Below are 21,823 nucleotides of genomic sequence, written 5' to 3' on the forward strand. Positions count from 1 at the left end.
GCCCACAAAACACGCCAACCCTCCCCCCCGGGGAAGAACAAGACGAGGTCGTCTTTTGGTCTCCCCCCCCCCCCCCCCCCTCCCCCCGCCGTCGTTCCCCGCGCCCTCCCTAACCTCGCAAGCTCGGCCAGGGAGCCCTCGGGCGCGTGGGCCCACTGAAATTCGTTAGATGGCTGCCACGCCGCGTTCCCCGGTTCTCACCCGGACCGCCTCATACACTTCAATCATCCAGACCTTGCCGTCGCCTGCTGTTCCGGTGTTGGAACTGGCAACGATGATATCCATGAGGTCGTAGGCCTGGTCATCGCTGGCAAGGACTTCAATGCGGATCTTGGGGTGCAGATCGACTGTGTATTCGGCCCCGCGGTAAACCTCGGTGTGGCCGCGCTGGCGTCCGTAGCCGTGGGCTCCGCTGACGGTCAGTCCCTGGACGCCATAGCTTTCCAAGGCGTTGCGGACATCGTCGAGCTGTTCCGGGCGGATTATGGCTGTTATGAGTTTCATGCATCAACCTTCGATTCTTCAGCGTGTGATTCCTTGGACCCTGAAGTCGTCGGCAGTTTTTCAATCATCGGCTGGAAACTGCCGGAGCTGCGGCCGCCCAAATCATAGGCGGATTCGGCGTGCACGGACACGTCGATGCCGTCTGTTTCATGTTCGTGGGAGATGCGGAAGCCCATGGTCTTGTTGATGATCCAACCAATGATGAAGGCGAGGACGAACGAGTACAGCATGACGGCCAGGGCACCAATGCTCTGCTTGCCCAGGAGTTCGAATCCGCCGCCATAGAACAGTCCCTGGCCACCAGCAGGTGAGTTGGGATCAGCTGCGAAGCCAATGAACACGGTTCCGACGATGCCGCCCACCAGGTGGACGCCGACGACGTCGAGCGAGTCGTCAATGCCCATGCGGTACTTCAGGCCAACCGCCAAGGCGCACACGGCGCCGGCAAGCAAGCCCAGCACCATGGACCACATGGGTGTCAATGCGGAGCAGGCCGGAGTGATGGCGACAAGACCGGCGACGGCACCCGATGCGGCACCCAAGGAGGTTGCGTGGCCGTCACGGAGCTTCTCCACCAGGAGCCACCCAAGGATGGCAGCGGCGGGAGCTGCGAGGGTATTGATCCAGGCGTAGCCTGCCACTGCATTGGCGCCCAGGGCGGAGCCGGCGTTGAAGCCAAACCAACCGAACCAGAGCAGTCCGGCACCCAGCATGACGAAGGGGAGGTTATGTGGGCGGTGGCTGGAATCCTTGCCAAAACCCTTTCGCTTGCCCAGGATCAGGGCCAGGGCCAGGGCGGCGGCACCGGCGTTGATGTGAACCGCTGTGCCACCGGCAAAGTCGATCACGCCGAGTCCCTGGCCGATCCAACCGCCTGTGGGGTTGCCGTCGGCATCCTCGGTGAAGGAGAACACCCAGTGAGCCACGGGGAAGTAGACGACGCTCACCCAGATTGCGGCGAAAAGCATCCAGGCACCGAACTTGGCCCTGTCGGCAATGGCGCCGGTGATGAGCGCAACAGTAATGATGGCAAACACTGCCTGGAATCCCACAAAGGCAACTTCGGGGATGGTGCCCACCAGGGGCATCCCGTCGCCGGTATCGAGAACGCCCTGCAGACCCAACTTCTCAAACGGGTTTCCGAGCAGTCCCCCGCCGACGTCGGTACCGAATGTTGCCGAGTAGCCAAACAGCACCCATATGACGGCTACCACCGCGATGGCGCCAAAGCTCATCATCATCATGTTCAGCACGCCCTTGGCCCGGGTCATGCCACCGTAGAAAAACGCTAGTCCTGGGGTCATCAACAGCACCAAAGATGCGGATATGAGGACCCAAGCTGTATCGCCAGTATTCATTAGCTGCTGGCCTTTCATTGCGAGAGTTACTGCCTGCCGCTCCATCGGGGCTGTGCAATCTGGACTCTTACAATGGTGGTTCGCGCGTGTTTCGCCGCGGCTCGCCAATGATTTCCACCACGTTACAACTCTGGCGTGAGAGTTAACTTCGTGCGACGGGAATGTTTCGGCAGTGTTTCGGGCCGGCAGTATTTCCTAACTCGCCTGGGCCTTGGTGACCACGACGGCGATTTGCACCCTGTTCCCCACACCTAACTTGCTCATGACAGTGGACACCAACAGTTTTACTGTTGCTTCGCTGACGTGCAGCGAGGATGCCAGCGCAATGTTGGTCATGCCCGCGGTTACCCCCTCCGCCACGCGCTGTTCACGGGCGTTGAGGCATTCGAATCTTTTGAGGTGAATTTTATCCAGGAAGACGCTGCGCGATTTGACTGCCCGTCGTGCAGCATCACTGAGGATGAGGGCTCCCCCGCGGTAGATGATGCGCAACGCCACGGGCAAATCTTCGGAGATGGTTTCGCTGCGCAAAATGGCACTGGCGCCACAGCCTACAAGGTACTCCCCAAGCTCATCGGGCACATTGCCCATGATCACGATGGTGGGAGGGGAGGGTTCTGCGCTGACGGCTTTGCAGGTCAGTGTGAGCTCTGCTTCTCCCATGGCGACGTCCAACAGCACCAGGTCGATGGGCTGGCGCGCCATCAACCCCAGAATTTCATCCGAGTCAGCACTCGATCCAACCACGTCTATGTAACCCGCAGGGCTGAGGAGCTGGGCCAGGCCGAGCCCCTTCACATAGTCACAACCCACAATGGCCATGCGCATTGTTGCCGACTTCTCAGCGATTGCACTGTTCATGTTTTCAAACCCCCAGTTCATACTGCCAATACGTAGCCAAAGGCAGGGCCGGGCAGGCGTTGATCCTCAGCCACCCGGCGGCTCCCGGTCCCGTCGGAAGGCACAACACGCCCCAACGGCACGCGCCTAATCCTTCCAACGGAAGCTACACATTCCCCAATATTTTTACCCTGCTAGCGTAGCGCGTTTGGCCGGATTCTTTTTGCCGACCGGACATGTCTGGACCCCATTCGGCCAAATTGTGCAAAATTTGCGACCCAATAGGGTAAAAATATCCCCTCGTGGCGGCACCGGGCCGTTCGCCGGACCCGGGAACGGCGCCAGGCCCTCACTAAAATTTTGAGCCAATAGCCGTGTGTCTATTTTCGCTACAAAAACATTGACCAACCGGCCATCCACTTTAGCCGTTAGCCTGTCATGCTGCCGCGGCGCAGCTGGCAAACTATTTATTGTGTGTATCTTGACTGGCACACACGCAGTATCGTCAGGCTGATTCAGAAAACCAGCAACCAAATAAGGATTCCGGAGTGGCAATTGGGCTGATTTTCCCAAAAAGTCACCCCGGATTTTTTCGTTGCGAAGCTTGTCGAAATAATACGAGCAAATATCTGCTGGGCCGGCTATTTTCGCTTTGTCATTGCTTGTCGGCCTTAATTGCAAGTTGATGCGTTTTATTGGGGATCGAAAGGTCTTGCATACCATTCGATTGGCGGGCACTCGGTGCGTCGTCGTCAGATTATTAGGGGAATTATCAGATGAACAAAAGTAAAACAGTACGCGCGTGGTCCAGCGCAGTCGGGACAGCCACCGTCGCCGCCTTGGCCCTTGGCCTGTTCGCCGGAGCACCGGCGCAGGCTGCCGCAGGTGACATCAGCGATGGATCCGGGCAGTTCCTCAACGGCACCGTCTTGAACCAGCCTGACTTTGCCTTGAAGCTGTCCAATGGCGCGGCCACTGCGGTAAACACCGGCGCTAAGGCCGACGTTGTCGCAACCACACCACTGGATTTGAGCGCCCTGGGCATCATCAACGTCGGATCGGGCAACATCGCCCTGCTGGGAAACAACGGAATCATCCGCTTGGGCGCGTTGGGCCAGTATGGCCGCGCCGTCAATGATGGATCGTCGGAAGCCTTCTCCGGCCTGGTGTCGGGCGCACCCTCACTGGTCACACTGCCGGCGGACCTGCCCACCTCGGGTGACTCCTCACTGCCGGCCGCGCAGATCAATGTGAGCACTGCTGGCCTGTTGGGTGGAACCGACCTGGTCAGCATCAAGGTGAATGTCCAGACCCTAGCCGCAGCCGCCAAACAGAGTGTTGATACGGCTCCTGTTGGCGCCTACAACGTTGCCGGTGTCGGCGCCGAAGTGGGCGGCAGCCTGGTTCAGGGTGTTTCAAATACGTTGAACCCGGTGCTCAACCCCGTCCTTGACGCCTTGAAGATCGCCGGTGTCACGATTGCCAACCCGCTGGCCGGTGGCACGATCGCCATCAGCGAAGCTGAGCTGCTCGCCGTTGCCGGTGTAGCAAGCATCAATGCCCTGCCTGCCGGCACCGACCTGTTGCAGTTCTTGCCTCAGGCGGTTGTCACCAAGCTGACAAAAATTGTCAACGACTTGATGACCTCCATCAACACTGAGGTTGGCAAGCTTGGATTGGCCGGCCTGGCACTAAGGCCCTTGGTCGCCACCCTCCAGGGTGTTGTGACGCCACTGTTGAACGGTCTGGGCACCAGCCTGCTGGCTCCCTTGTCCTCGGCCATCAGCGATCTTGCCGCGCTGAACCTCAATATCAAAGGCACCACAGCCGGAAAGTTCACACAGTCTGCCCTGCAGCTAACCCTGCTCAAGGGCAACCTGGCCTCGATTCCGCTGGCTTCGGCAAGCGTTGGCCCCAACCTGACCACGGCTGCAATCCCTGTGTTCAACAAGGACAGCATTGCCATCGCTGGCGGTCTTGGACTGATCGTGCTACTGGGCATGTTTGTCATTCGCCGTCGCCGCAACGGTGCTGTCAGCACCGCAGCAATGGCCTAGGGAGCGGATCACATGTACGGACCAAAAATTGGTACCGGCGCAACAGCCACGGGTGCTGGCACCCTGGCGGCCACCGGCGCCGGTCCGCTGGGCTGGTACCTGCTCATCGCAGCCGCAGTTTTGCTTGCCGGGTTCTTTCTGTTGCGATCCGTCAGTAGGAAGACACGGGCTGCCCTAACAGATTCATCCAGTTAGCACCACAAGCACCATGGTGCGGGTCCAGACGGATTCACCGCCTGGACCCGCACCATCCGCATCCTTTAGGTCTGGGGACACATTGTCTTTTTTTGAATCGGCCCAGGCGCTTGCCTTTGTCCTCTTGGTTACGTTCCTGGCCTATGTGGCCGTTCTCTTGGTCCCCTTCCTGACCCGGAAACCCGATCCGGAAGGAGATCCGAATTCCTTCGACTGGCATTTCTTCATCCCCTGCCGCGACGAAGAGGTTGTTATCAGCAGCACTGTTGCATCCCTGACCACGCAATTCCCCGGGGCCCATGTTTGGGTTATCGACGATGACAGCGACGACGGCACCGTGGGTGTGGTCACCTCCCTCGCCACGGACAACGGCAACCTCCACCTGGTGCAGCGGCGACGTCCCAATGCCAGAACAGGCAAAGGCGACGCCCTCAACGCCGCCTATGCTGCGCTGAACGCCTGGCTCCCGCCTGGTACCGACCGCACCCGCTGCATCGTTGCCGTGGTCGACGGCGATGGCGAGCTTGCGCCCAACGCGCTGGCTCAGGCAGCCGGCCCACTGGCGTTCGGTGAACCCATGGTGGGGGCCGCCCAGGCGGCCGTTTGGATGCGCAACCGCAACGATCCACGGCCAGCCAGTGGAAACTCACGCCTCAGGCAGGCGATGGGGCGCTACTTGGTTCGCATGCAGGACATCGAATTCCGCACGACGATCGCAGCCATGCAATCGCTGCGCCGGCACACGCTTTCGGTGGGGCTCGGCGGAAACGGCCAGTTCACCCGGCTCTCGGCACTTGATGCGGTGGCCGATCGGGCCCGGCGGCCATGGCACGGAGGCCTGCTCGAGGACTACGAACTGGCCATCCACATCATGCTTGCAGGCCACCACACCGTTTACATGCACGACACCCATGTCTCACAAGAGGCACTGCCCTCGGTGCGTCGCCTGCTGACCCAGCGCACACGGTGGTGCCAAGGAGGCATGCAATGCGGGCGCTACCTCAAGGACATCTTCGTCTCGCCACACTTTACGAACCTCGGTGCCCTTGAATCGAGCTATTTCCTGGTTATTCCTTACGTCCAGCTGATTGGGCTTTTCCTGTGGCCCACGCTGTTGCTTTCCATGGTGGGCAGCGGCGCTGTCACAGCCGGCGGTGTGGCCTTGTGGCTGGGGCAGTCATGGTGGCTCATTCCCTTAATCCTGCTCACGGGGGTTGCACCCTTTGCCTTGTGGGGACCCATCTACCGCCGCCAGTGCGAACCCGATCGCGGTTTCCTTGTGGGCCTGCTCTGGGGCCTGGGTTACTGGCTCTACATGTACCAAAGCTACGTGTGCGTTCTCCGGGCCGGGTTCCGCATGCTGACAGGCCGCAACGGTTGGGCCAAAACCCGACGCAACCACGAAAACGACACCCAGCTGCTGGCAAAGGAAGCCTAATGACAACTACTCCCGCAAACAATTCCGGCACGGCTTCTTTGCCCGCGCCTGCCGGAGTGGCCCGCCGCGCCTCAGGCTCCCATGGCTTCCCTGCCTTGGTGGTGCTTCTGGGTGCTGGCGCCTTGATCATGTTTGAAGTCCAGCTGCGCACCCTGGAAGCCCGCGCCTTTGCCGGCGTTTTGAGTGTGTTCTCCGATGCAACTGTGTACAGCGTGGGAAGTATGGTTGTCTTCCGTCTGGAGGACCAGGCCCCCTATGGCCTGAACATCACAGCACTGTGTTCCACAGGCGTCTTGTGGGTGCCGCTGCTTGTTGTTGCCGGCTTGATACTGCTGTCCGGACGCTGCCAGCGCGGCCCACTGCTGCGCGCCTTGTTGTTCAGCCTTTTGATAGTCGCCGCCTGCAATGTTGGCAGGTTCCTGATGATCGTCTTGGGCCTTGTTTGGTGGGGACAGGCCGGCTTCGACCTCATGCACCACTATCTGGGTTCAATTGTTGTCATCGCAGGTTTCGTGGCAGCCTTCATCCTGCTGGTCATGTCAGCCCGCAAGTCGCCAAAGCAGCGCCCGTGACGTCTCCGGCCCGCCTCCTTGGTTCCTTGTTGCTGGCACTGGGCCTGCTGCTGGCGCTCACCGCATGTGTACCGGGAGTGGCTGCAAGCCCTCCCGCAGCCAAACCGTTGGTGGCCTCGTGCCATGTGCTGGAAACGCCGGAGGAGCACGAGGCCGTCAGCGATTCTCGAGCTCCGGTCCCCTGCGGGTCGAACCACACGAGTGAGACCTTTCTCGTGGCTGAGCTGGTGGGTGAGCTGGCTGCCACCGCTTCCCGGCCGCACCTTAGCCGTTTAAGGGCCCTAACAGAGCAGTATTGCCCTGTTGACCTGCTGCGCACGTATTTAGGGGCAAGGGAACGCGATTCCAGTTCCGCCCTTGGCATCACAGCCTACTTTCCTGAAACTTCGGCTTGGAAAGCCGGGCTTCGCACCATCCGATGCGACGTGAGCGTCAAGGACGCCGGCAGCGAGGAACCCGTCAAACTTTCCGGATCCCTGAAGGACGTCATGGCCACGCAAGAATCCGCGCGCCTGCGCCGGTGTTATGTGGGCGCAGCGCTCCGGAAGGCTCCCCACGGGACCCCTCCTGAGGTTGTTCCCTGCACTGAACCGCACGTCGCCGAAGACATCAATGCGTGGGTGAACATTGACGCTTCGAGCCCGGAAGAAACGGATGTTGTGGACACCTGTACACCCTTTGCCAAGGAATTTTTCGCCCCGAAGCCCCTCCCGGCATCGGTGCAGGTGACGGGAATCATTGTTCCTGGCACAGGAATGGCCACCCTGCGATGCGCGGTCCGTTCCGCCGACGCCGCACCCGTGAAGGGCACCCTGCTTCATGATTGACACCTTCCAGGACAGCAAAGCCACCCCGGATGCCGGTGAGATTTCCAGGGGTGCCCGGACGCCTTTCCGCCAACGCTCCGCAAGACTGGCCTTCCGCTGGTTTGGCACCACGTTCAGCCCTGGCGCGCCAGTGCGGCGGATTCGCAACCACGGACTCGTAGCGGCCGTCACGGGAGCTGCGGCCGCTGCTGTGATCCTGATCCGGTTGTTCCTGCCAACTACCGTTGGCATGGCCGACCGCGGTGATGGATTCCAACAGATGTGCGGGCTGGGTGTCAGAAATGTCCGGCCGTGGAACTACGAAAAACTTACGCAATACGTCTATCCACAATGGATTCCGCACGGATGGGCAGGGGAAACCTGCCCATCCAACGCTGACGCCTGGTCCTGGCTGTCAGCCCCCCACCTGCTCGCCTGGCTGGGCCAGCTCTTGACACCCTTGCTGGGGTGGGGGCCGGGGTTGGACACCCGTGCCATTGCCGTGGTCTGTGCCGGCTTGTTTGGCTCACTCGTCGCGGGATTTGTCATCGCCTGCCCGGGCAGGCTGCCCTTCCGCATCCTGGCCGCGGCCGGCCTGACCGCTGTCATGGCCGATGGCATGTTCGCTGTCTTCTTCATCTCTCCGTACCCCCAGGCTGCCGTGTTCCTGGGCCTCTTTGGCCTGTTTGTGTCACTTTTATTCCTGTGGCGCCGCGACACTGTCACCGTGGCCGGGATGATCCCGGTGGTGTTGGCTTCGCTCTTTGTTTTTACTGCTGATCCGCAGACCGTTGCCCTGCTGCCGGCTCTCGCCTTGGCCTTGTGGTGGCGCCCGTCGCGGCGCAGGCGTTCGATTGTTGGTGCCGACCCTTCCGCCGCCACGTCCTGGCTGCGTGGCCGGGCTGTCGCCGCAGTCTTGGTCCTTGTGCTGTCCGCCGGCGCCGTGCTTGTGGTGGCATCCTCCAGCGGCAAGAACCGGGAGCCCCAACTGTACAACGCGATTTTCACTGAAATTCTGCCGTACAGCCCGCACCCCGAAAAGGATCTGGCTTGGTTTGGCATCAGTGCCGACCTGGCCCGATATGCCGGGACCAGCCACGGCGAAACAGGTTCCGCCGTCGAAAGCCCCACCTTCGAGGATTTCACCAGCAATGTCAGCAACATTGAGTTGGCGGGCTTTTACCTCAGTCACCCCGAACGCCTGGTGGGCCTGTGCGAACGTGGGGTGCAGGCGATGGTCCGCCCGCAGCTTGGCTACTTGGGACACCACATGGAGCAAGACGGTGTGACTCCCTACGCCCAGGACGAGCGTGTTCGCGTTGTGTCATCCCTGCTGTGGGCTTTTGGTGCTGCACCGGTGTCCGTTTTTGGGCTGCAACTCCTGGTGCTGACGTTGGGCCTGGCGGTGGCGTTAAGGACGAGCATGGGCCGCGCCGGTGTGGCTGTGGGCCGCTCAGCCACCATCGTGGTCATCTCCACCTGGCTGCTCTTTTGGAACGTCATGTTCAGCCAGGGCCAGTCGGATATCTACTTCCGCATGCTCGGACCCAGCTTCCTCACGGCATTGTGCCTGCCGTTGCTGCCCATGCTGGCTGCCCTCTTAATTGCAGGCCGCAGGCGCTAGGCAGCGTCCCGTTCAGCGCTGCGTCCCGTTAAACACCTAGTGCCCGCCGAAGCGGGCACTAGGTGTTTAACAGCAGGGAACCTAGCTCAGGAGGGCGTCAACAAAACTCTCGGCATCAAACGGAGCTAGATCGTCGGCACCTTCACCCAACCCCACCAGCTTCACGGGGACACCCAGTGTCTTCTGAATGGCCACCACGATGCCGCCCTTGGCGGTGCCATCGAGCTTGGTGAGGACAATGCCGGTGATGTTGACGACGTCGGAAAACACCTTGGCCTGGGTGAGCCCGTTCTGACCGGTGGTGGCATCCAAAACCAGCAGCACCTCATCCACGCTTGCCTGCTTTTCAATGACGCGCTTGACCTTGCCCAGCTCATCCATCAGGCCAACCTTGTTTTGCAGGCGACCTGCCGTGTCAATCATGACCACGTCGACTTCCTGCTCGATGCCCACCTTGACGGCCTCAAAGGCGACCGACGCCGGGTCTGCCCCGTCGACGTCGGACTTCACAGTGGGAACGCCAACACGGGCACCCCAGGTGGCCAACTGCTCAGCGGCGGCGGCACGGAAGGTGTCGGCGGCACCCAGGAGCACGTCCTTGTCCTCGGCCACGAGTACCCTCGCCAGCTTGCCCACGGTGGTAGTCTTGCCCACACCATTGACGCCAACCACCATGAGGATGGCCGGGCGGTTGTCGTGGCGGTCAATGTTCAGCGAACGGTCCATGGTGGGGTCCACCAACTTGATGAGTTCTTCACGCAGCATGGCCTGGACCTGTTCGGGGCTGCGGGCACCCAAAACCTTCACGCGTTCACGCAGGGTGTCCACCAACTCCATGGTGGAATCTGTGCCGATATCCGCCAGCAGCAGGGTCTCCTCAACCTCTTCCCACACATCCTCATCGATGGTGTCCCGGGACAGGAGCGCCAAAAGGCCCTTGCCCAGGGCATTGTTGGACTTGACCAGGCGTGCACGCAGCCGAACCAGGCGGCCCTCAACCGGCAGCGGGGTCTCCAGGGACGGTGCCGCTGGCTCCTCAATCTCAACGGCGTCATCCTCCGACGCCGGGACGGGGGTCTCTGGGCGTTCCTGCACCAAGGTGTCGGTGGAGCTTGCGGCATCGGCCGAGTCCAGCGGGGCTGGATCGTTGGCGTCACGCGGGCCTGAGAAGTCGGCGCTGGTCCGCCGGGCCTTCAAGAAGACGGGTATGAGGCCACCAATGACGGCGAGCCCAACAACAATGGACAGGATGATGGGGAGGATATCGTTCACTCCCCCAGTCTCTCACGGAGGTTGGGAACCGGCAGTTGCGCCCTGGTTGTGACAAACTCTTCCTTGATGTCAAAGAAAAGTTCCGCAGCCAAGAAGCCTGCCTACGCCCCTCCACTTCGGCTGGGCCGTGAGATCAAGGTCCTGGTTGCCGCCGCGTTCCTGATTGCCATCGGTTTTGGCATTGTGGCGCCCGTGTTGCCGCAATTTGCGCAGAGCTTTGATGTCGGCGTGGCCGCAGCTGCCGTGGTGGTCAGTGTCTTCGCCTTCACGCGGCTGATGTTCGCCCCGTTGAGCGGCTGGCTGGTGGAGCGGATGGGCGAGCGCCGCACCTACATCCTGGGGATTCTCATTGTTGCCGCGTCCAGCGCTGCCTGCGCCTTTGCCCAAAATTATTGGCAACTGCTGGTGTACCGGGGGCTGGGCGGCATTGGCTCCACCATGTTCACGGTGGCTGCCATGGGCCTGCTCATCAGGATGGCGCCACAGCAAGCCAGGGGCCGGGTCTCCAGCTTGTACGCTGGCTCTTTCCTGCTGGGCAACATTGCCGGACCCGTGGTGGGCGGCTTGTTGGCGGGCCTGGGCATGGCGCTTCCATTCCTGGTTTACGCTGGCGCCCTGGTGCTGGTGGCGCTTCTGGTGGCAACTCAACTCCCGGCAGCCGTTGCCGTTCCCGCGCATTTGCGGGCCGCAGCGGCCCGCAAACAACCGGCATTGCCTTTGCGGGCAGCCCTGGCCTTGCCCGCCTACCGGGCTGTGCTGACCTCCGGCTTTGCCAATGGCTGGTCGGCCTTCGGCATCCGGATGGCCCTGGTGCCGCTTTTTGCCACGGCAGCCTTGGGTGCCGGGCCGGAAGTGGCCGGCATTTCGCTGGCAGTTTTTGCCATCGGGACAGGCGCGGCCCTGACCTTCTCCGGGAAGCTGGCAGACACGTGGGGCCGTAAACCCATGATCCTGGCGGGCCTGACAGTGAACGGGCTGGCCATGGGGGTCCTTGGCTTCACCGGCACTGAGTTCTGGTTCTTCGTGGTTTCAGCCATCGCCGGTCTTGGCAGCGGGCTCATGGGGCCTGCCCAACAGGCAACAGTGGCCGACGTGATTGGCAATGACCGGTCCGGGGGCAAGGTTTTGGCCACGTTCCAGATGAGCTCCGATTTGGGTGCCATCGTTGGCCCCATCGCCGCCGGCATCCTGGTGGACACCTTCTCCTATGGTCCGGCCTTCGCCATGGCCACGGCCATCGCCCTGATCAGCATCATGTTCTGGCTACCGGTCAAGGACACCCGCCTCCCCGCCCTCCCCCCAACTGTGACGCATTAGGTGCACAAAAACCGCCTCGGAAAGCGATTTCCACCGCAACAAGTGCGTCACAGATGGGGAGGGGAGGTGTTAGGCGCTCGAGGGTTCGCGGTTCATGCGCTGGCTGATCACTGTTGAGACGCCGTCGCCCCTCATCGAGACGCCATAGAGCGCGTCGGCAACGTCCATGGTCCGCTTCTGGTGGGTGATGATGATGAGCTGGCTGGATTCGCGCAACTCCTCAAAAATGGTGATGAGCCGGCCCAGGTTGGTGTCATCCAGGGCCGCCTCGACCTCATCCATGACATAGAACGGCGAGGGCCGGGCCTTGAAGATGGCCACCAACAGCGCCACGGCCGTCAGCGAGCGCTCACCGCCGGAGAGCAGTGAAAGCCGCTTGATCTTCTTGCCCGCGGGCCGGGCCTCCACTTCAATGCCCGTGGTGAGCATGTTCGCCGGGTCCGTCAGGATCAGCCGGCCCTCGCCGCCCGGGAACAACCGGCCAAAGACCCGCTCAAATTGCGCGGCCGTGTCTGTGTAGGCGGCCGTGAAAACTTCCTCTACCCGGGCGTCCACTTCCTTGATGATGTCCATCAGATCCCTGCGGCTGGATTTCAAGTCTTCCAGCTGTGACGCGAGGAATTGGTGACGTTCCTCCAGGGCCGCAAACTCTTCCAGCGCCAGCGGGTTGACCTTGCCCAAGGCTGCGAGGTCACGTTCTGCCCGTTTGAGGCGCTTTTGTTGCTCCTCGCGGACAAACGGAACGCCCTCGCGGACTTCCTCACCCGATGCGTCGACAGTGACGCGCAGAGCGGCCCACTTGTCGGCGGCCTCGCCGGGTCCGTGGGGCACCGGTACGTCTGGCCCGTATTCGGCGATCAGGTGGTCGACCGTCAGGCCCAATTCCTCAATGGACTTGTTCTCCAGCGTTTCAATGCGCAAACGCTGGGCGGCCCGGGCCAGTTCATCCTTGTGGACGGAATCGGTCAGCGTGGCAAGTTCCTTCTCACCCTCCACCACGGACGCCCGGACGGACATCAGTTCCACCTCGCGGGCGGCCCTGTGCTCCTCGGCCGCATCACGGACCTGCTCGGCCTGATCAATGGACGCAGCCACGAACGCCAGAATGTGTTCGCAGGCCAGTGCCACGGCTGCCGCCTTTTTGGCTTGGAAGAGCCGCCGGTTGGCGCGTTGTGCTGCCTGCTCCCGGGCCAGCCGCTCGGTGGCGGCGGCACGTTCCAACGCTGCCGCACGGTTTTTCACGGTATTCAGTGATTCCTCGGTGCTGCGCAGGGAAAGCCTGGTTTCCAGTTCCACGGCACGGGCAGCCGTTGCGGCCGCGGCCAGGGCATCCCGTTCATCCATGGCCGGCTCAGCATCCGCCGGCACCTCCTGGGCAACCGCCAGCCGTGCGGCAATCTCGGTCAGGGCATCCTGCTCCTGGGCGAGGTTGGCCGTGGCCGCCGCCAACGCCGCAGCATGGCGTTGCGATTCCCCAGCAGCCGACCGCAAGGTGGCACCCAGGGAACCGAGGCGTTCTGCAACAGCTGCCAGCCGGGCATCGGATTCGTGCAGTTCCGCGAGGGCTCCGGCCTCAACCTCGGCCAGCTCAAGGCGTTGGGAGCGCAAGCCGGCCAGCGCAAACCGGGCCTGCTCACTGCGGGCGGTGGCGGCACGCAATTGCTCCTGAGTTTGGTCCACCGCTGCCGCCAGCTCCAACAGCGACGGCGCCGTGGCCGAACCACCCTTGAGGTAGAACGCCGTGATCACATCCCCTTGCGCCGTGACGGCTGTCAGGCCCGCATGGTGGTCCAGAACTTCCTGCGCCGCGGCGAGATCGGGAACCAGCACCACCGCCGCCAGCAGGGCGTCGAGTGCGGCGTCCAGGTCCGGCGGGCCGCCCACGTGGTCGCGCGCCAGCGAGGCACCGTCAATAGCGTCCGCCGCTGCCTGGGCTGCGGCCAGCAGCGCAGCATGGGCCTGGCCGGGGTGGCCGGATGCTGCGGTGGCGCCGGTGACCACGAGGGTGACGCGTCCGCCGTCGTCAGTCTTGATCAGTTCCAAAGCATCCAGGGCGGCAGCCATGTCGCTGACGGCAACACCCTCGGCAACCGCGTCGAGGGCGGCAGCAATGGCTGTTTCCTGGCCCGGGGCAACCTGGATCAGTTGCGCCATGGCTGCCACGACGCCGGGCGGGGCGGCAGTCAGCAGGTGCGCGCTGGCGTCCTTGCGCAGCAAGCCCACGGCCAGGGCGTCGTGCCGGGCGGTGAGCGCATCACGTTCGCGCTCCGCAGCAAGCTGATCGGCGCTTAGGACCTGGATCCGCTTGTCCACCTCGGCGAGGGCCGCGGCAGCCTGCTCATAGTATGCATCCAGGCGCTCCTCGCCCGCTTCCACACCGGCCACCTGGGACTCCAATGCGGCAAACTCCTCGGCTGCGGAACTGTGCCGCTGCGCGCCGGCGGCCTTGCTGTGGTGCAGCCGGCCAATCTCAGCCTCGGCCGACTCCACGCGGGAGCGGACGGTGGCCACCTTGCCGGCCAGCCGGGCCAGGCCTTCACGCCTGTCGGCCGTGGCACGCAGCAGCTCACGGACGCGCTGCTCCTCGGCCCGCACCGCGGCCTCGGCGTCTTCCTTGATCTCCATGGCGGTTTCCAACCCGTAACGGCGTTCCTCCAGGGCCAGAACCAGCTCTGCCTCCTCGGCACGCAGCCGGGCGGCCTGCTCAGCCAATCTGTCGGGGTCGCGGCTGGGATCGGCGACGGCGTCCGTCGCGCCCAGGTGGCGCTGGCGTTCGGCGGCCAGGGCACCCATGGCCTTGAGCTGGTCACGGGTGGCGCACAGCTGGTACCAGTTGTCCTTGGCGGCATTCAACACGGGAGTGGCGGCAGCGGCTATTTGTTCCAGCTCGCCTTGCTGCGTGCGCCCGGCCAGGAGCTGCTGCTCCACTAGTTCGCGGCGGTTTTTCAGGGCCAGCTCATCCGCCTCGTCCTGGTCCACGGCGTTGCTGAGCTGGACGATTTCATCGGCCAGCAGCCGGGCCTTGGCGTCACGGAGGTCAAATTGCACGCTTTGGGCCCGCCTGGCCACGGCTGCCTGTTTGCCCAGGGGTGTCAGTTGGCGGCGAATCTCCCCGGTCAGGTCGCTCAGGCGGGCCAGATTGGCGCTCATGGCCTCAAGCTTGCGCAGCGTCTTTTCCTTGCGACGGCGGTGCTTGAGAATTCCTGCCGCCTCCTCGATGAAGCCGCGGCGGTCCTCCGGGGTGGCGTGCAGCACCTTGTCCAACTGGCCCTGGCCCACAATGACGTGCATTTCACGGCCCAGGCCCGAATCGGAGAGTAGTTCCTGAATGTCCAGGAGCCGGCAGGAGGTGCCGTTGATGGCGTATTCGGAACCGCCGGCCCTAAAGAGGGTGCGTGAAATGGTGACTTCGGCGTAGTCGATCGGCAGGGCGCCGTCGGCGTTGTCAATGGTCAGGGCAACATGGGCGCGGCCCAGCGGCGGGCGGGCGGAGGTGCCGGCAAAAATGACATCTTCCATCTTGCCCCCGCGCAGGGTTTTGGCGCCCTGCTCACCCATGACCCAGGCCAGCGCATCCACCACATTGGATTTGCCCGAACCGTTGGGACCAACAACTGCAGTCACACCTGGTTCAAAGTCAAAAGTGGTGGCCGAGGCGAAGGACTTGAATCCGCGCACGGAAAGACTTTTTAGATGCAAACTGGTTTCTTCTCCTGCGCCGGACTGTTTCTCACAAGCCAATCTACCGTGAAATGACTCCGTGCACCGGGGCCAGCACCGCGTGTATGCGTTGTGGCGTATGTGCATGATCACCCCCATAAGGTGCATAGTTAAGCTTGGGTCTTGATGAACCATGGGGGCAACTGCAGCGAACATCCCGTGAATCAGGACCAAGCACTGGGCTTCCGGTGCCGACCGACTCCGAAAATCTCAAGAAAAAGGCTGGAACTTGATCGGCAATGCTACGTTTCGACACCACAACACTGCCTTGCTTGCCGTCTCCAGCATTGAGGCTCCGGTAGTTGTCCGTTCCAGCGATTTTGATGAACGCCTTGCCCCGAGCCTGAAACGGCTGCGCCTTTCCAAGCGCCTGCTTGAGCGTGTGGCCGGCGTGGAGGAACGCCGCTGGTGGGCACCCGGTACATCCTTTGACGACGCCGCCATTGAGGCAGGTGCCAAGGCCCTGGCCGAGTCCGGCATTGACGCCAGCCAAGTAGGCCTGCTCATCAACACCAGTGTCACCCGCCGCAACTTAGAACCCTCCGTTGCTGTGAAGATTCACAACGGTTTGGGCCTGCCGTCCTCGGCCATGAACTTTGATGTGGCGAACGCCTGCCTGGGCTTTGTCAACGGCATGACGCTGGCCGCGAACATGATTGATTCCGGCCAGATCAAGTACGCACTCATTGTGGCCGGCGAGGACGCCCAAGCCACCCAGGAGACAACGTTCAGGCGCTTGAACGCCGAGACCTCCACCCGCGAAGACTACTTGCGCGAATTTGCCACCTTGACCCTGGGCTCCGGCGCGGCAGCTGCAGTGATTGGCCCGGCCGACCTGCACCCCGGCGGCCACCGCATTTTGGGCGGCGTGTCCCGTGCCGGCACCGAACACCACGAACTGTGCGTTGGCGGCCCCGACGGCATGTTCACCGATACCAAGGGCCTGCTGGACAACGGTTTGAAACTGGTCACGGACGCCTGGGATGAGGCCCACACCGATGGTTGGGAGTGGGGCTCCATGGACAGGTACGTCACCCACCAGGTCTCCAATTCCTACACCAACGCCATCATCAAGGCGGTAAACCTGGTGCGCTCCAGGGTGCCCATGACATTCCCCAGGTGGGGCAATGTGGGCCCGGCATCGCTGCCCATGACACTGGCCCAGGAATCACACAGCCTCAACAGCGGGGACAGGGTTCTCTGCATGGGCGTGGGCTCCGGGCTCAACACCACCATGATGGAAATCGAGTGGTAGCCCCAACTTTGCCCCTTACCGAACTTCCGCAGCCTTGGCCCGGCGTCAAGGCACACTGGCGCCGGACGCTTTCCGTGCCCTCAACGGCAGCCGTTGACTCCCCCGGAACCAACCGCCAATGGCACTTCCTGGACAACACCGACGACGTTGCGGCCACCGGCATGGAGCCCGTAGGCACCCTGCTGTGCGTGCACGGAAACCCCACCTGGAGCTACCTGTGGCGCACCCTGCTCGCCGAAGCCACCTCCCCCGCCACCCTGGCCGCCAGTGACCCCTGGCGTGTCATTGCCGTGGACCAGCTGGACATGGGCTTCTCCGAGCGCACGGGCACCTTCCGCCGGCTCGAAGATAGGATCACGGACCTTGGCGACCTGACCGACGTGCTGGGCCTTGAGGGACCCGTGGTCAGCGTTGGCCACGACTGGGGCGGCATCATCTCCCTGGGCTGGGCCACCCGGCACCAGGACCAGCTGGCCGGCGTCGTGCTGACCAACACCGCAGTCCATCCGGCAGGGTTCTCGCTGCCGCCGGCCCTGAAGCTTGCCCTGCACCCTGCCGTGCACCCCTGGGGCACCAAGACCTCCCCCGCCTTCCTGAACGTCACGCACGGGCTGGCCCAACCTGCCCTGTCCGACGACGTGCGGGCAGCGTTCATGGCCCCGTACCGCACCGTGGCGCGCCGCAACGGTGTGGGCAATTTTGTGGCCGACATCCCCGCCGGCGAATCGCACCCGTCGTGGCCTGCCCTGGATGGTGTGTCTTCCGACATCCGAAACCTTAAAGTTCCCGCGTTCATGCTGTGGGGGCCCAAGGATCCGGTATTCTCCGACCGCTACCTGCGGGATTTGCTGACCCGGCTGCCGCACGCGGATGTGCACCGCTTTGAGGGTGCCAGCCACCTGGTCCAGGAGGACCGGGACATTGCCACCCCCACGTTTGCCTGGCTGGCGCAGAAGATCCTGGCCGCCCCCAACACGGCCGTGGCCCCCGGCCCCGCCCTTGTTGCCGCGCCCTACGTGCCCATGTTGGCCGAGCTTGATGCCCGCCGGGTGGATACCTCAACGGCGGTGGTGGACATGCTGCCCGGAGGTTCCACGGCCAAGCTCAGCTGGGCCGAACTTGCCCGCGACGTTGACGACCTCGCCGCCGGCCTGCGCGAACTGGGTGTGAACGCCGGTGATCGGGTGAGTTTGCTGGTGCCGCCGGGCATCACGCTGACCACCCTCATCTACGCGTGCCTGCGCTTGGGCGCGGTCATTGTGGTGGCCGATGCCGGACTGGGCACCCGAGGGATGAGCCGCGCCATCAAGGGCGCCGGACCTGACTACCTGATCGGCATTGAAAAGGCCCTGCTGGGGGCCCGACTCTACAACTGGCCCGGCGTGAAGATCGCTGCCGAGGACTTTTCCCCGGCGACGGCTACGGCCCGCACTGCTGTCCTGAAGGTGGCGGCCACCTTGCCGCAGCTCATGGCCAACGGCCGCGTGGCCCGGCTGGCCGGTACCCGGCCCGGATTTAGCACAGCCGATCCAGATAAAGATGCCGCCGTTTTGTTCACCTCCGGATCCACGGGGCCCGCCAAGGGCGTTGTCTACACGCACCGGCGTCTGGCGGCCATGCGGGACACCCTGGCGGCAACGTATTCCCTAGGCGCTGGCACCGCCCTCGTGGCAGGGTTTGCACCCTTCGCCCTGTTGGGACCGGCCCTTGGCGCAACCACTGTGACTCCGGACATGGATGTCACGGCACCGCGAACCCTCACGGCCCAGGCCTTGGCCGATGCCGCAGCAGCCATCAACGCCACTGTGGTGTTTGCCTCCCCGGCGGCCCTGGTCAACGTTGTGGCCACCGCGGCGCAACTGACGGACGGGCAGAAAAAGGCCCTGGCCGGTGTGGGGCTGGTCCTGTCAGCCGGGGCACCCCTGGCCGAGCAACTGCTGCACAAAGTGCAGAAGCTAGCGCCCAAGGCAGCCCTACACACCCCCTACGGCATGACCGAAGCGCTGCCGGTGACGGACATTGATCTGGCCGGGATCAGCGCAGCCGGCGTTGGCAACGGCGTGTGCGTTGGTGTGCCCGTCAGCGGTGCACGGGTGGCCATAGCACCCATCGACGCCGACGGGACTGTGGCTGCCACGCCGACCTTGGAGGCGAATGTGACGGGGGAAATCCTTGTCAGCGCCCCGCATGTCAAGGAACGCTACGACCGCCTGTGGATCACCCAACAGCGCAGCGCCTCCATCCCCGGCTGGCACCGCAGCGGCGACATTGGCCATCTGGACGCGGACGGTCGGCTCTGGGTTGAGGGCCGCTTGGAACACATCTTGTGTACGCCGTCCGGGGTCAAGACCCCCGTTGCCGCCGAACAGGCAGTGGAGCTTGTGCCGTCGGTGACGCGGGCAGCCGTGGTGGGCGTTGGCCCAGCCGGGACCCAGGTGGCGGTTGCCATCGTGGAAACCAATCCGGCGGCGAAGCGTTCCGCCCTGGCGTCCACGGCCTTGGCAGCACAGGTGCGGGCCGCCGCGCTGAGCGTGGATATGCCGCTGGCAGCAGTTCTTATCATCGATTCCATGCCCACCGATGTGCGGCACAACTCCAAGATCGACCGGGCCAAACTGTCCCGCTGGGCCGGACGCATGCTTACCGGCGAGAAGGCCGGGCGTCCATGAGTGGTCCCGTGGCTGGCGGGCCGGCCCCCGCTGCCGGCGGCCGCCGGGTTCTAGTGACGGGCACCAGCGGCCTGTTGGGACGTGCCGTGGCGCAGCTGCTCTTTGACCGGGGATATTCGGTGGTGACCCTGCAGCGCCGGGCCGTGGACGCGCCCTGGGATTCGCTGCAGGGTTCCGTGGCCGATCCGGATGTGGCAGCCCGCGCAGTCCACGGCGTCGATGCCGTAGTCCACCTGGCCGCAAAAGTGTCGTTCACCGGGGCGTGGGATGAGTTCGTGGCTACCAACATTGTGGGCACCCGCCAGCTCATTACGGCCGCCCAGCACGCAGGTGTGCGCGACTTTGTGTTTGTTTCCTCCCCATCGGTGGCCCATCTTGGCGCCTCCATTGTGGGCAGCGGAGCAGGGGCAGCCAGCCCGGAATTTGCCCGCGGCCACTACGCCCGGTCCAAGGCCGCCGCCGAGGAATTGGCTCTGGCCGAAGACTCCCCTACTTTCAGGGTCACCGCGATCCGCCCGCACATTGTGTGGGGTCCCGGCGACACTCAGCTGGTAGAGCGCGTGGTGGAACGCGCCCGTGCTGGCAGGCTTCCTCTTCTGGACGGTGGCCGCGCCTTGATCGACACCACCTATGTGGACAACGCCGCCGAGGCCATAGTGCGCGGGCTGGAACGCATGGACTACGCGCACGGCCAAGCCCTGGTGGTCACCAATGGGGAACCACGCCCCGTCGGTGAGCTGATTGCTGGCATCTGCGAAGCCGCCGGCGTCCGTCCCCCGGCCTACTCGGTTCCCGGCTGGCTGGCGCGCGGTGCAGGTTCCGCCATTGAGAAGGCGTGGACAGCTGCCGGAACACGCGGTTGGGTGCACGACGAGCCGCCCATGACCCGGTTCCTGGCGGAGCAGCTTTCAACTGCCCACTGGTTTGACCAGCGGCACACGCAGGCTGTCCTGGACTGGACTCCTGCCGTCTCCCTCGACGAGGGCCTGGCCCGCTTGGCCGCCTACTACCGGTCGCCGGACCGGTAGTAGGTCTGCTGGCCGGTTCGCGACTGCTGACCTTGGCCACAGGATCCGCCGTGCAACCGTGCATCTCGCGGCTGGTGTCAGCAAAAGATTTCTTCTCCATGCGGATCCGGCGCTGTGTTGTCCACAGATTTGCCGTCTTGGCGGGTGGCCCCTTGCCTGCAGGCCCGATTCTTCCCAGAATCAAGCCATGGACGCGCAGGATGCATCAGACTCATTTTCCAGGCTCTGGCCCTCGGACCGCATAGTGGCCACCACCGGACAGCTGCTTCATGCCGGATTGGACACCAGGACCATCGAGGTGGGTGTGCAGTTGAAGCTGCTCGTCCGTTTGCGGCGCGGAGTGTATGTTCCCATGCACAGGTGGCAGCAGGCCAAACCCTGGGACAGGGACAAACTGGTGCTCGCCGGCCATATTGCCGTGAGCAACGGAGGCCATGTGTATTCGCATTTCAGTTCGGCACGCCTGCACGGACTTCAGCTGTGGAATAGCTCAAAATTGATTCATGTGAGCACGCCGTACAGTTCCTCGCCCTCACGGACGTCACAGGACATCACAGTCCACTTTGCCCAGCTGGCCCCCAGTGACGTAGTCCAGCGGTTCATCCCGGGAGTTGGCCTGGCCCGGTACACGAACCTTTCCCGCACAGTCTTGGAGTGCGCCATGAGGGGTTCCTTGGAACAGGCCGTCATTATTGGTGATTCGGCACTCAATGCCGGTCTGAAACTAAACGATCTTCAAGAGCTGGCGGAAACATTCCTGGGCTGCCGCGGCATCAAACGGGCACGCCTGGCCATCAAGGCCCTCAATGGCGCCTCCGAATCAGCCGGCGAATCCAGAACGCGGCTCCTGGTGATGGAGCTGCCCATTGAGCAGCCCGAGCAACAAGTCTGGTTGGACACTGCCAGCGGCTCCTTCCGCGTGGATTTTGCCTGGCGCAGCATCCGGCTCATTCTCGAATTTGATGGAGACACCAAGTACTTTGACTACTTGCCCACTGCCGAAGCACTGATCGAGGAACGGGAACGCGAGAATGCCCTGATCGAGGAAGGCTGGAGGTTCATCCGCGTCAAGTGGGAGCATCTGGGCAACCCCGGACGTCTCAAGGCCAGGATCATGGCTGCGTATCTGGCAGCCCGGCAAGCTGCCGCATGACCCTTAAACGGGGCT

The 21,823-nt window shown here is 63.3% G+C and carries 16 protein-coding genes; 11 read left to right on the plus strand and 5 right to left on the minus strand.

Translation table 11 applies throughout. The features are described from left to right. Positions 1-165: 165 nt before the first annotated feature. From ACX80Q_RS13225 to ACX80Q_RS13235, 3 genes are all read right to left on the minus strand, one after another. On the minus strand, positions 166-504 hold the full coding sequence (locus tag ACX80Q_RS13225; RefSeq protein ID WP_459330993.1) for a P-II family nitrogen regulator: 339 nt from the start codon (positions 502-504) through the stop codon (positions 166-168). Next, positions 501-1,862 carry an ammonium transporter gene (locus tag ACX80Q_RS13230; RefSeq protein WP_459330994.1) on the minus strand — a complete coding sequence of 454 codons (1,362 nt, stop codon included), beginning with the start codon at positions 1,860-1,862 and terminating at the stop codon, positions 501-503. Before ACX80Q_RS13230 ends, ACX80Q_RS13225 begins: the two co-directional genes overlap by 4 nt. Before the next feature lie 195 nt (positions 1,863-2,057). Continuing rightward, positions 2,058-2,723 carry a response regulator transcription factor gene (locus ACX80Q_RS13235; RefSeq protein WP_459330995.1) on the minus strand — a complete coding sequence of 222 codons (666 nt, stop codon included), beginning with the start codon at positions 2,721-2,723 and terminating at the stop codon, positions 2,058-2,060. A gap of 755 nt (positions 2,724-3,478) precedes the next feature. Between ACX80Q_RS13235 and ACX80Q_RS13240 the strand changes: the two genes are divergently transcribed. From ACX80Q_RS13240 to wsfD, 6 genes are all read left to right on the plus strand, one after another. Continuing rightward, positions 3,479-4,759, plus strand: a complete 1,281-nt coding sequence (locus tag ACX80Q_RS13240) for a PVV-CTERM domain-containing choice-of-anchor G protein (RefSeq protein WP_459330996.1) — start codon at positions 3,479-3,481, stop codon at positions 4,757-4,759. A 12-nt stretch (positions 4,760-4,771) separates the two neighbouring features. Further along, positions 4,772-4,954 carry a hypothetical protein gene (locus ACX80Q_RS13245; RefSeq protein WP_459330997.1) on the plus strand — a complete coding sequence of 61 codons (183 nt, stop codon included), beginning with the start codon at positions 4,772-4,774 and terminating at the stop codon, positions 4,952-4,954. Positions 4,955-5,036: 82 nt separating this feature from the next. Further along, positions 5,037-6,392, plus strand: a complete 1,356-nt coding sequence (locus ACX80Q_RS13250; protein WP_459330998.1) for a glycosyltransferase — start codon at positions 5,037-5,039, stop codon at positions 6,390-6,392. Continuing rightward, positions 6,392-6,964, plus strand: a complete 573-nt coding sequence (gene xrtS, locus ACX80Q_RS13255; RefSeq protein ID WP_459330999.1) for an exosortase S — start codon at positions 6,392-6,394, stop codon at positions 6,962-6,964. Before ACX80Q_RS13250 ends, xrtS begins: the two co-directional genes overlap by 1 nt. Then, positions 6,961-7,791 (plus strand): septum formation family protein, encoded by an 831-nt coding sequence (locus ACX80Q_RS13260; protein WP_459331000.1) that lies wholly within the window; start codon positions 6,961-6,963, stop codon positions 7,789-7,791. The genes xrtS and ACX80Q_RS13260 overlap by 4 nt, the downstream gene beginning before the upstream one ends. Beyond that, the gene (gene wsfD, locus ACX80Q_RS13265; RefSeq protein WP_459331001.1) at positions 7,784-9,394 is read left to right on the plus strand and encodes a glycan biosynthesis hexose transferase WsfD; all 1,611 of its coding nucleotides are present in this window, start codon (positions 7,784-7,786) and stop codon (positions 9,392-9,394) included. Before ACX80Q_RS13260 ends, wsfD begins: the two co-directional genes overlap by 8 nt. A gap of 81 nt (positions 9,395-9,475) precedes the next feature. On the opposite strand, the gene ftsY is transcribed toward wsfD, so the two are convergent. Then, positions 9,476-10,666 (minus strand): signal recognition particle-docking protein FtsY, encoded by a 1,191-nt coding sequence (gene ftsY / locus ACX80Q_RS13270; protein ID WP_459331002.1) that lies wholly within the window; start codon positions 10,664-10,666, stop codon positions 9,476-9,478. A 66-nt stretch (positions 10,667-10,732) separates the two neighbouring features. Here ftsY and ACX80Q_RS13275 point away from each other — a divergent pair, with 66 nt between their 5' ends. Next, entirely contained in the window at positions 10,733-11,983 is a 1,251-nt protein-coding gene (locus ACX80Q_RS13275) for an MFS transporter (RefSeq protein ID WP_459331003.1), read from the plus strand. Between the two features lie 69 nt (positions 11,984-12,052). On the opposite strand, the gene smc is transcribed toward ACX80Q_RS13275, so the two are convergent. After that, positions 12,053-15,682: a chromosome segregation protein SMC gene (gene smc / locus ACX80Q_RS13280; protein ID WP_459331004.1), complete on the minus strand. Its 3,630-nt coding sequence runs from the start codon at positions 15,680-15,682 to the stop codon at positions 12,053-12,055. 250 nt (positions 15,683-15,932) lie between these two features. Between smc and ACX80Q_RS13285 the strand changes: the two genes are divergently transcribed. From ACX80Q_RS13285 to ACX80Q_RS13300, 4 genes are all read left to right on the plus strand, one after another. Continuing rightward, complete coding sequence (locus ACX80Q_RS13285; protein ID WP_459331005.1) at positions 15,933-16,958, plus strand: 3-oxoacyl-ACP synthase III; 1,026 nt, start codon at positions 15,933-15,935, stop codon at positions 16,956-16,958. Then, entirely contained in the window at positions 16,952-19,627 is a 2,676-nt protein-coding gene (locus ACX80Q_RS13290; RefSeq protein WP_459331006.1) for an alpha/beta fold hydrolase, read from the plus strand. The genes ACX80Q_RS13285 and ACX80Q_RS13290 overlap by 7 nt, the downstream gene beginning before the upstream one ends. Continuing rightward, positions 19,624-20,655, plus strand: coding sequence for an NAD-dependent epimerase/dehydratase family protein (locus ACX80Q_RS13295; protein ID WP_459331007.1), 1,032 nt, complete (start codon positions 19,624-19,626; stop codon positions 20,653-20,655). The genes ACX80Q_RS13290 and ACX80Q_RS13295 overlap by 4 nt, the downstream gene beginning before the upstream one ends. 187 nt (positions 20,656-20,842) lie before the next feature. Further along, positions 20,843-21,808: a hypothetical protein gene (locus ACX80Q_RS13300; protein ID WP_459331008.1), complete on the plus strand. Its 966-nt coding sequence runs from the start codon at positions 20,843-20,845 to the stop codon at positions 21,806-21,808. Positions 21,809-21,823 lie beyond the last annotated feature (15 nt).

Source organism: Arthrobacter sp. HLT1-20, from assembly GCF_054510895.1.

What these genes read in the sequence shown, in the direction of transcription:
- ACX80Q_RS13225 (WP_459330993.1), bottom strand. Translation starts at nt 504, where the DNA reads ATGAAACTCATAACAGCCATAATCCGCCCGGAACAGCTCGACGATGTC.
- ACX80Q_RS13230 (WP_459330994.1), bottom strand. Translation starts at nt 1,862, where the DNA reads ATGAATACTGGCGATACAGCTTGGGTCCTCATATCCGCATCTTTGGTG.
- ACX80Q_RS13235 (WP_459330995.1), bottom strand. Translation starts at nt 2,723, where the DNA reads ATGAACAGTGCAATCGCTGAGAAGTCGGCAACAATGCGCATGGCCATT.
- ACX80Q_RS13240 (WP_459330996.1), top strand. Translation starts at nt 3,479, where the DNA reads ATGAACAAAAGTAAAACAGTACGCGCGTGGTCCAGCGCAGTCGGGACA.
- ACX80Q_RS13245 (WP_459330997.1), top strand. Translation starts at nt 4,772, where the DNA reads ATGTACGGACCAAAAATTGGTACCGGCGCAACAGCCACGGGTGCTGGC.
- xrtS (WP_459330999.1), top strand. Translation starts at nt 6,392, where the DNA reads ATGACAACTACTCCCGCAAACAATTCCGGCACGGCTTCTTTGCCCGCG.
- wsfD (WP_459331001.1), top strand. Translation starts at nt 7,784, where the DNA reads ATGATTGACACCTTCCAGGACAGCAAAGCCACCCCGGATGCCGGTGAG.
- ACX80Q_RS13275 (WP_459331003.1), top strand. Translation starts at nt 10,733, where the DNA reads ATGTCAAAGAAAAGTTCCGCAGCCAAGAAGCCTGCCTACGCCCCTCCA.
- ACX80Q_RS13295 (WP_459331007.1), top strand. Translation starts at nt 19,624, where the DNA reads ATGAGTGGTCCCGTGGCTGGCGGGCCGGCCCCCGCTGCCGGCGGCCGC.
- ACX80Q_RS13300 (WP_459331008.1), top strand. Translation starts at nt 20,843, where the DNA reads ATGGACGCGCAGGATGCATCAGACTCATTTTCCAGGCTCTGGCCCTCG.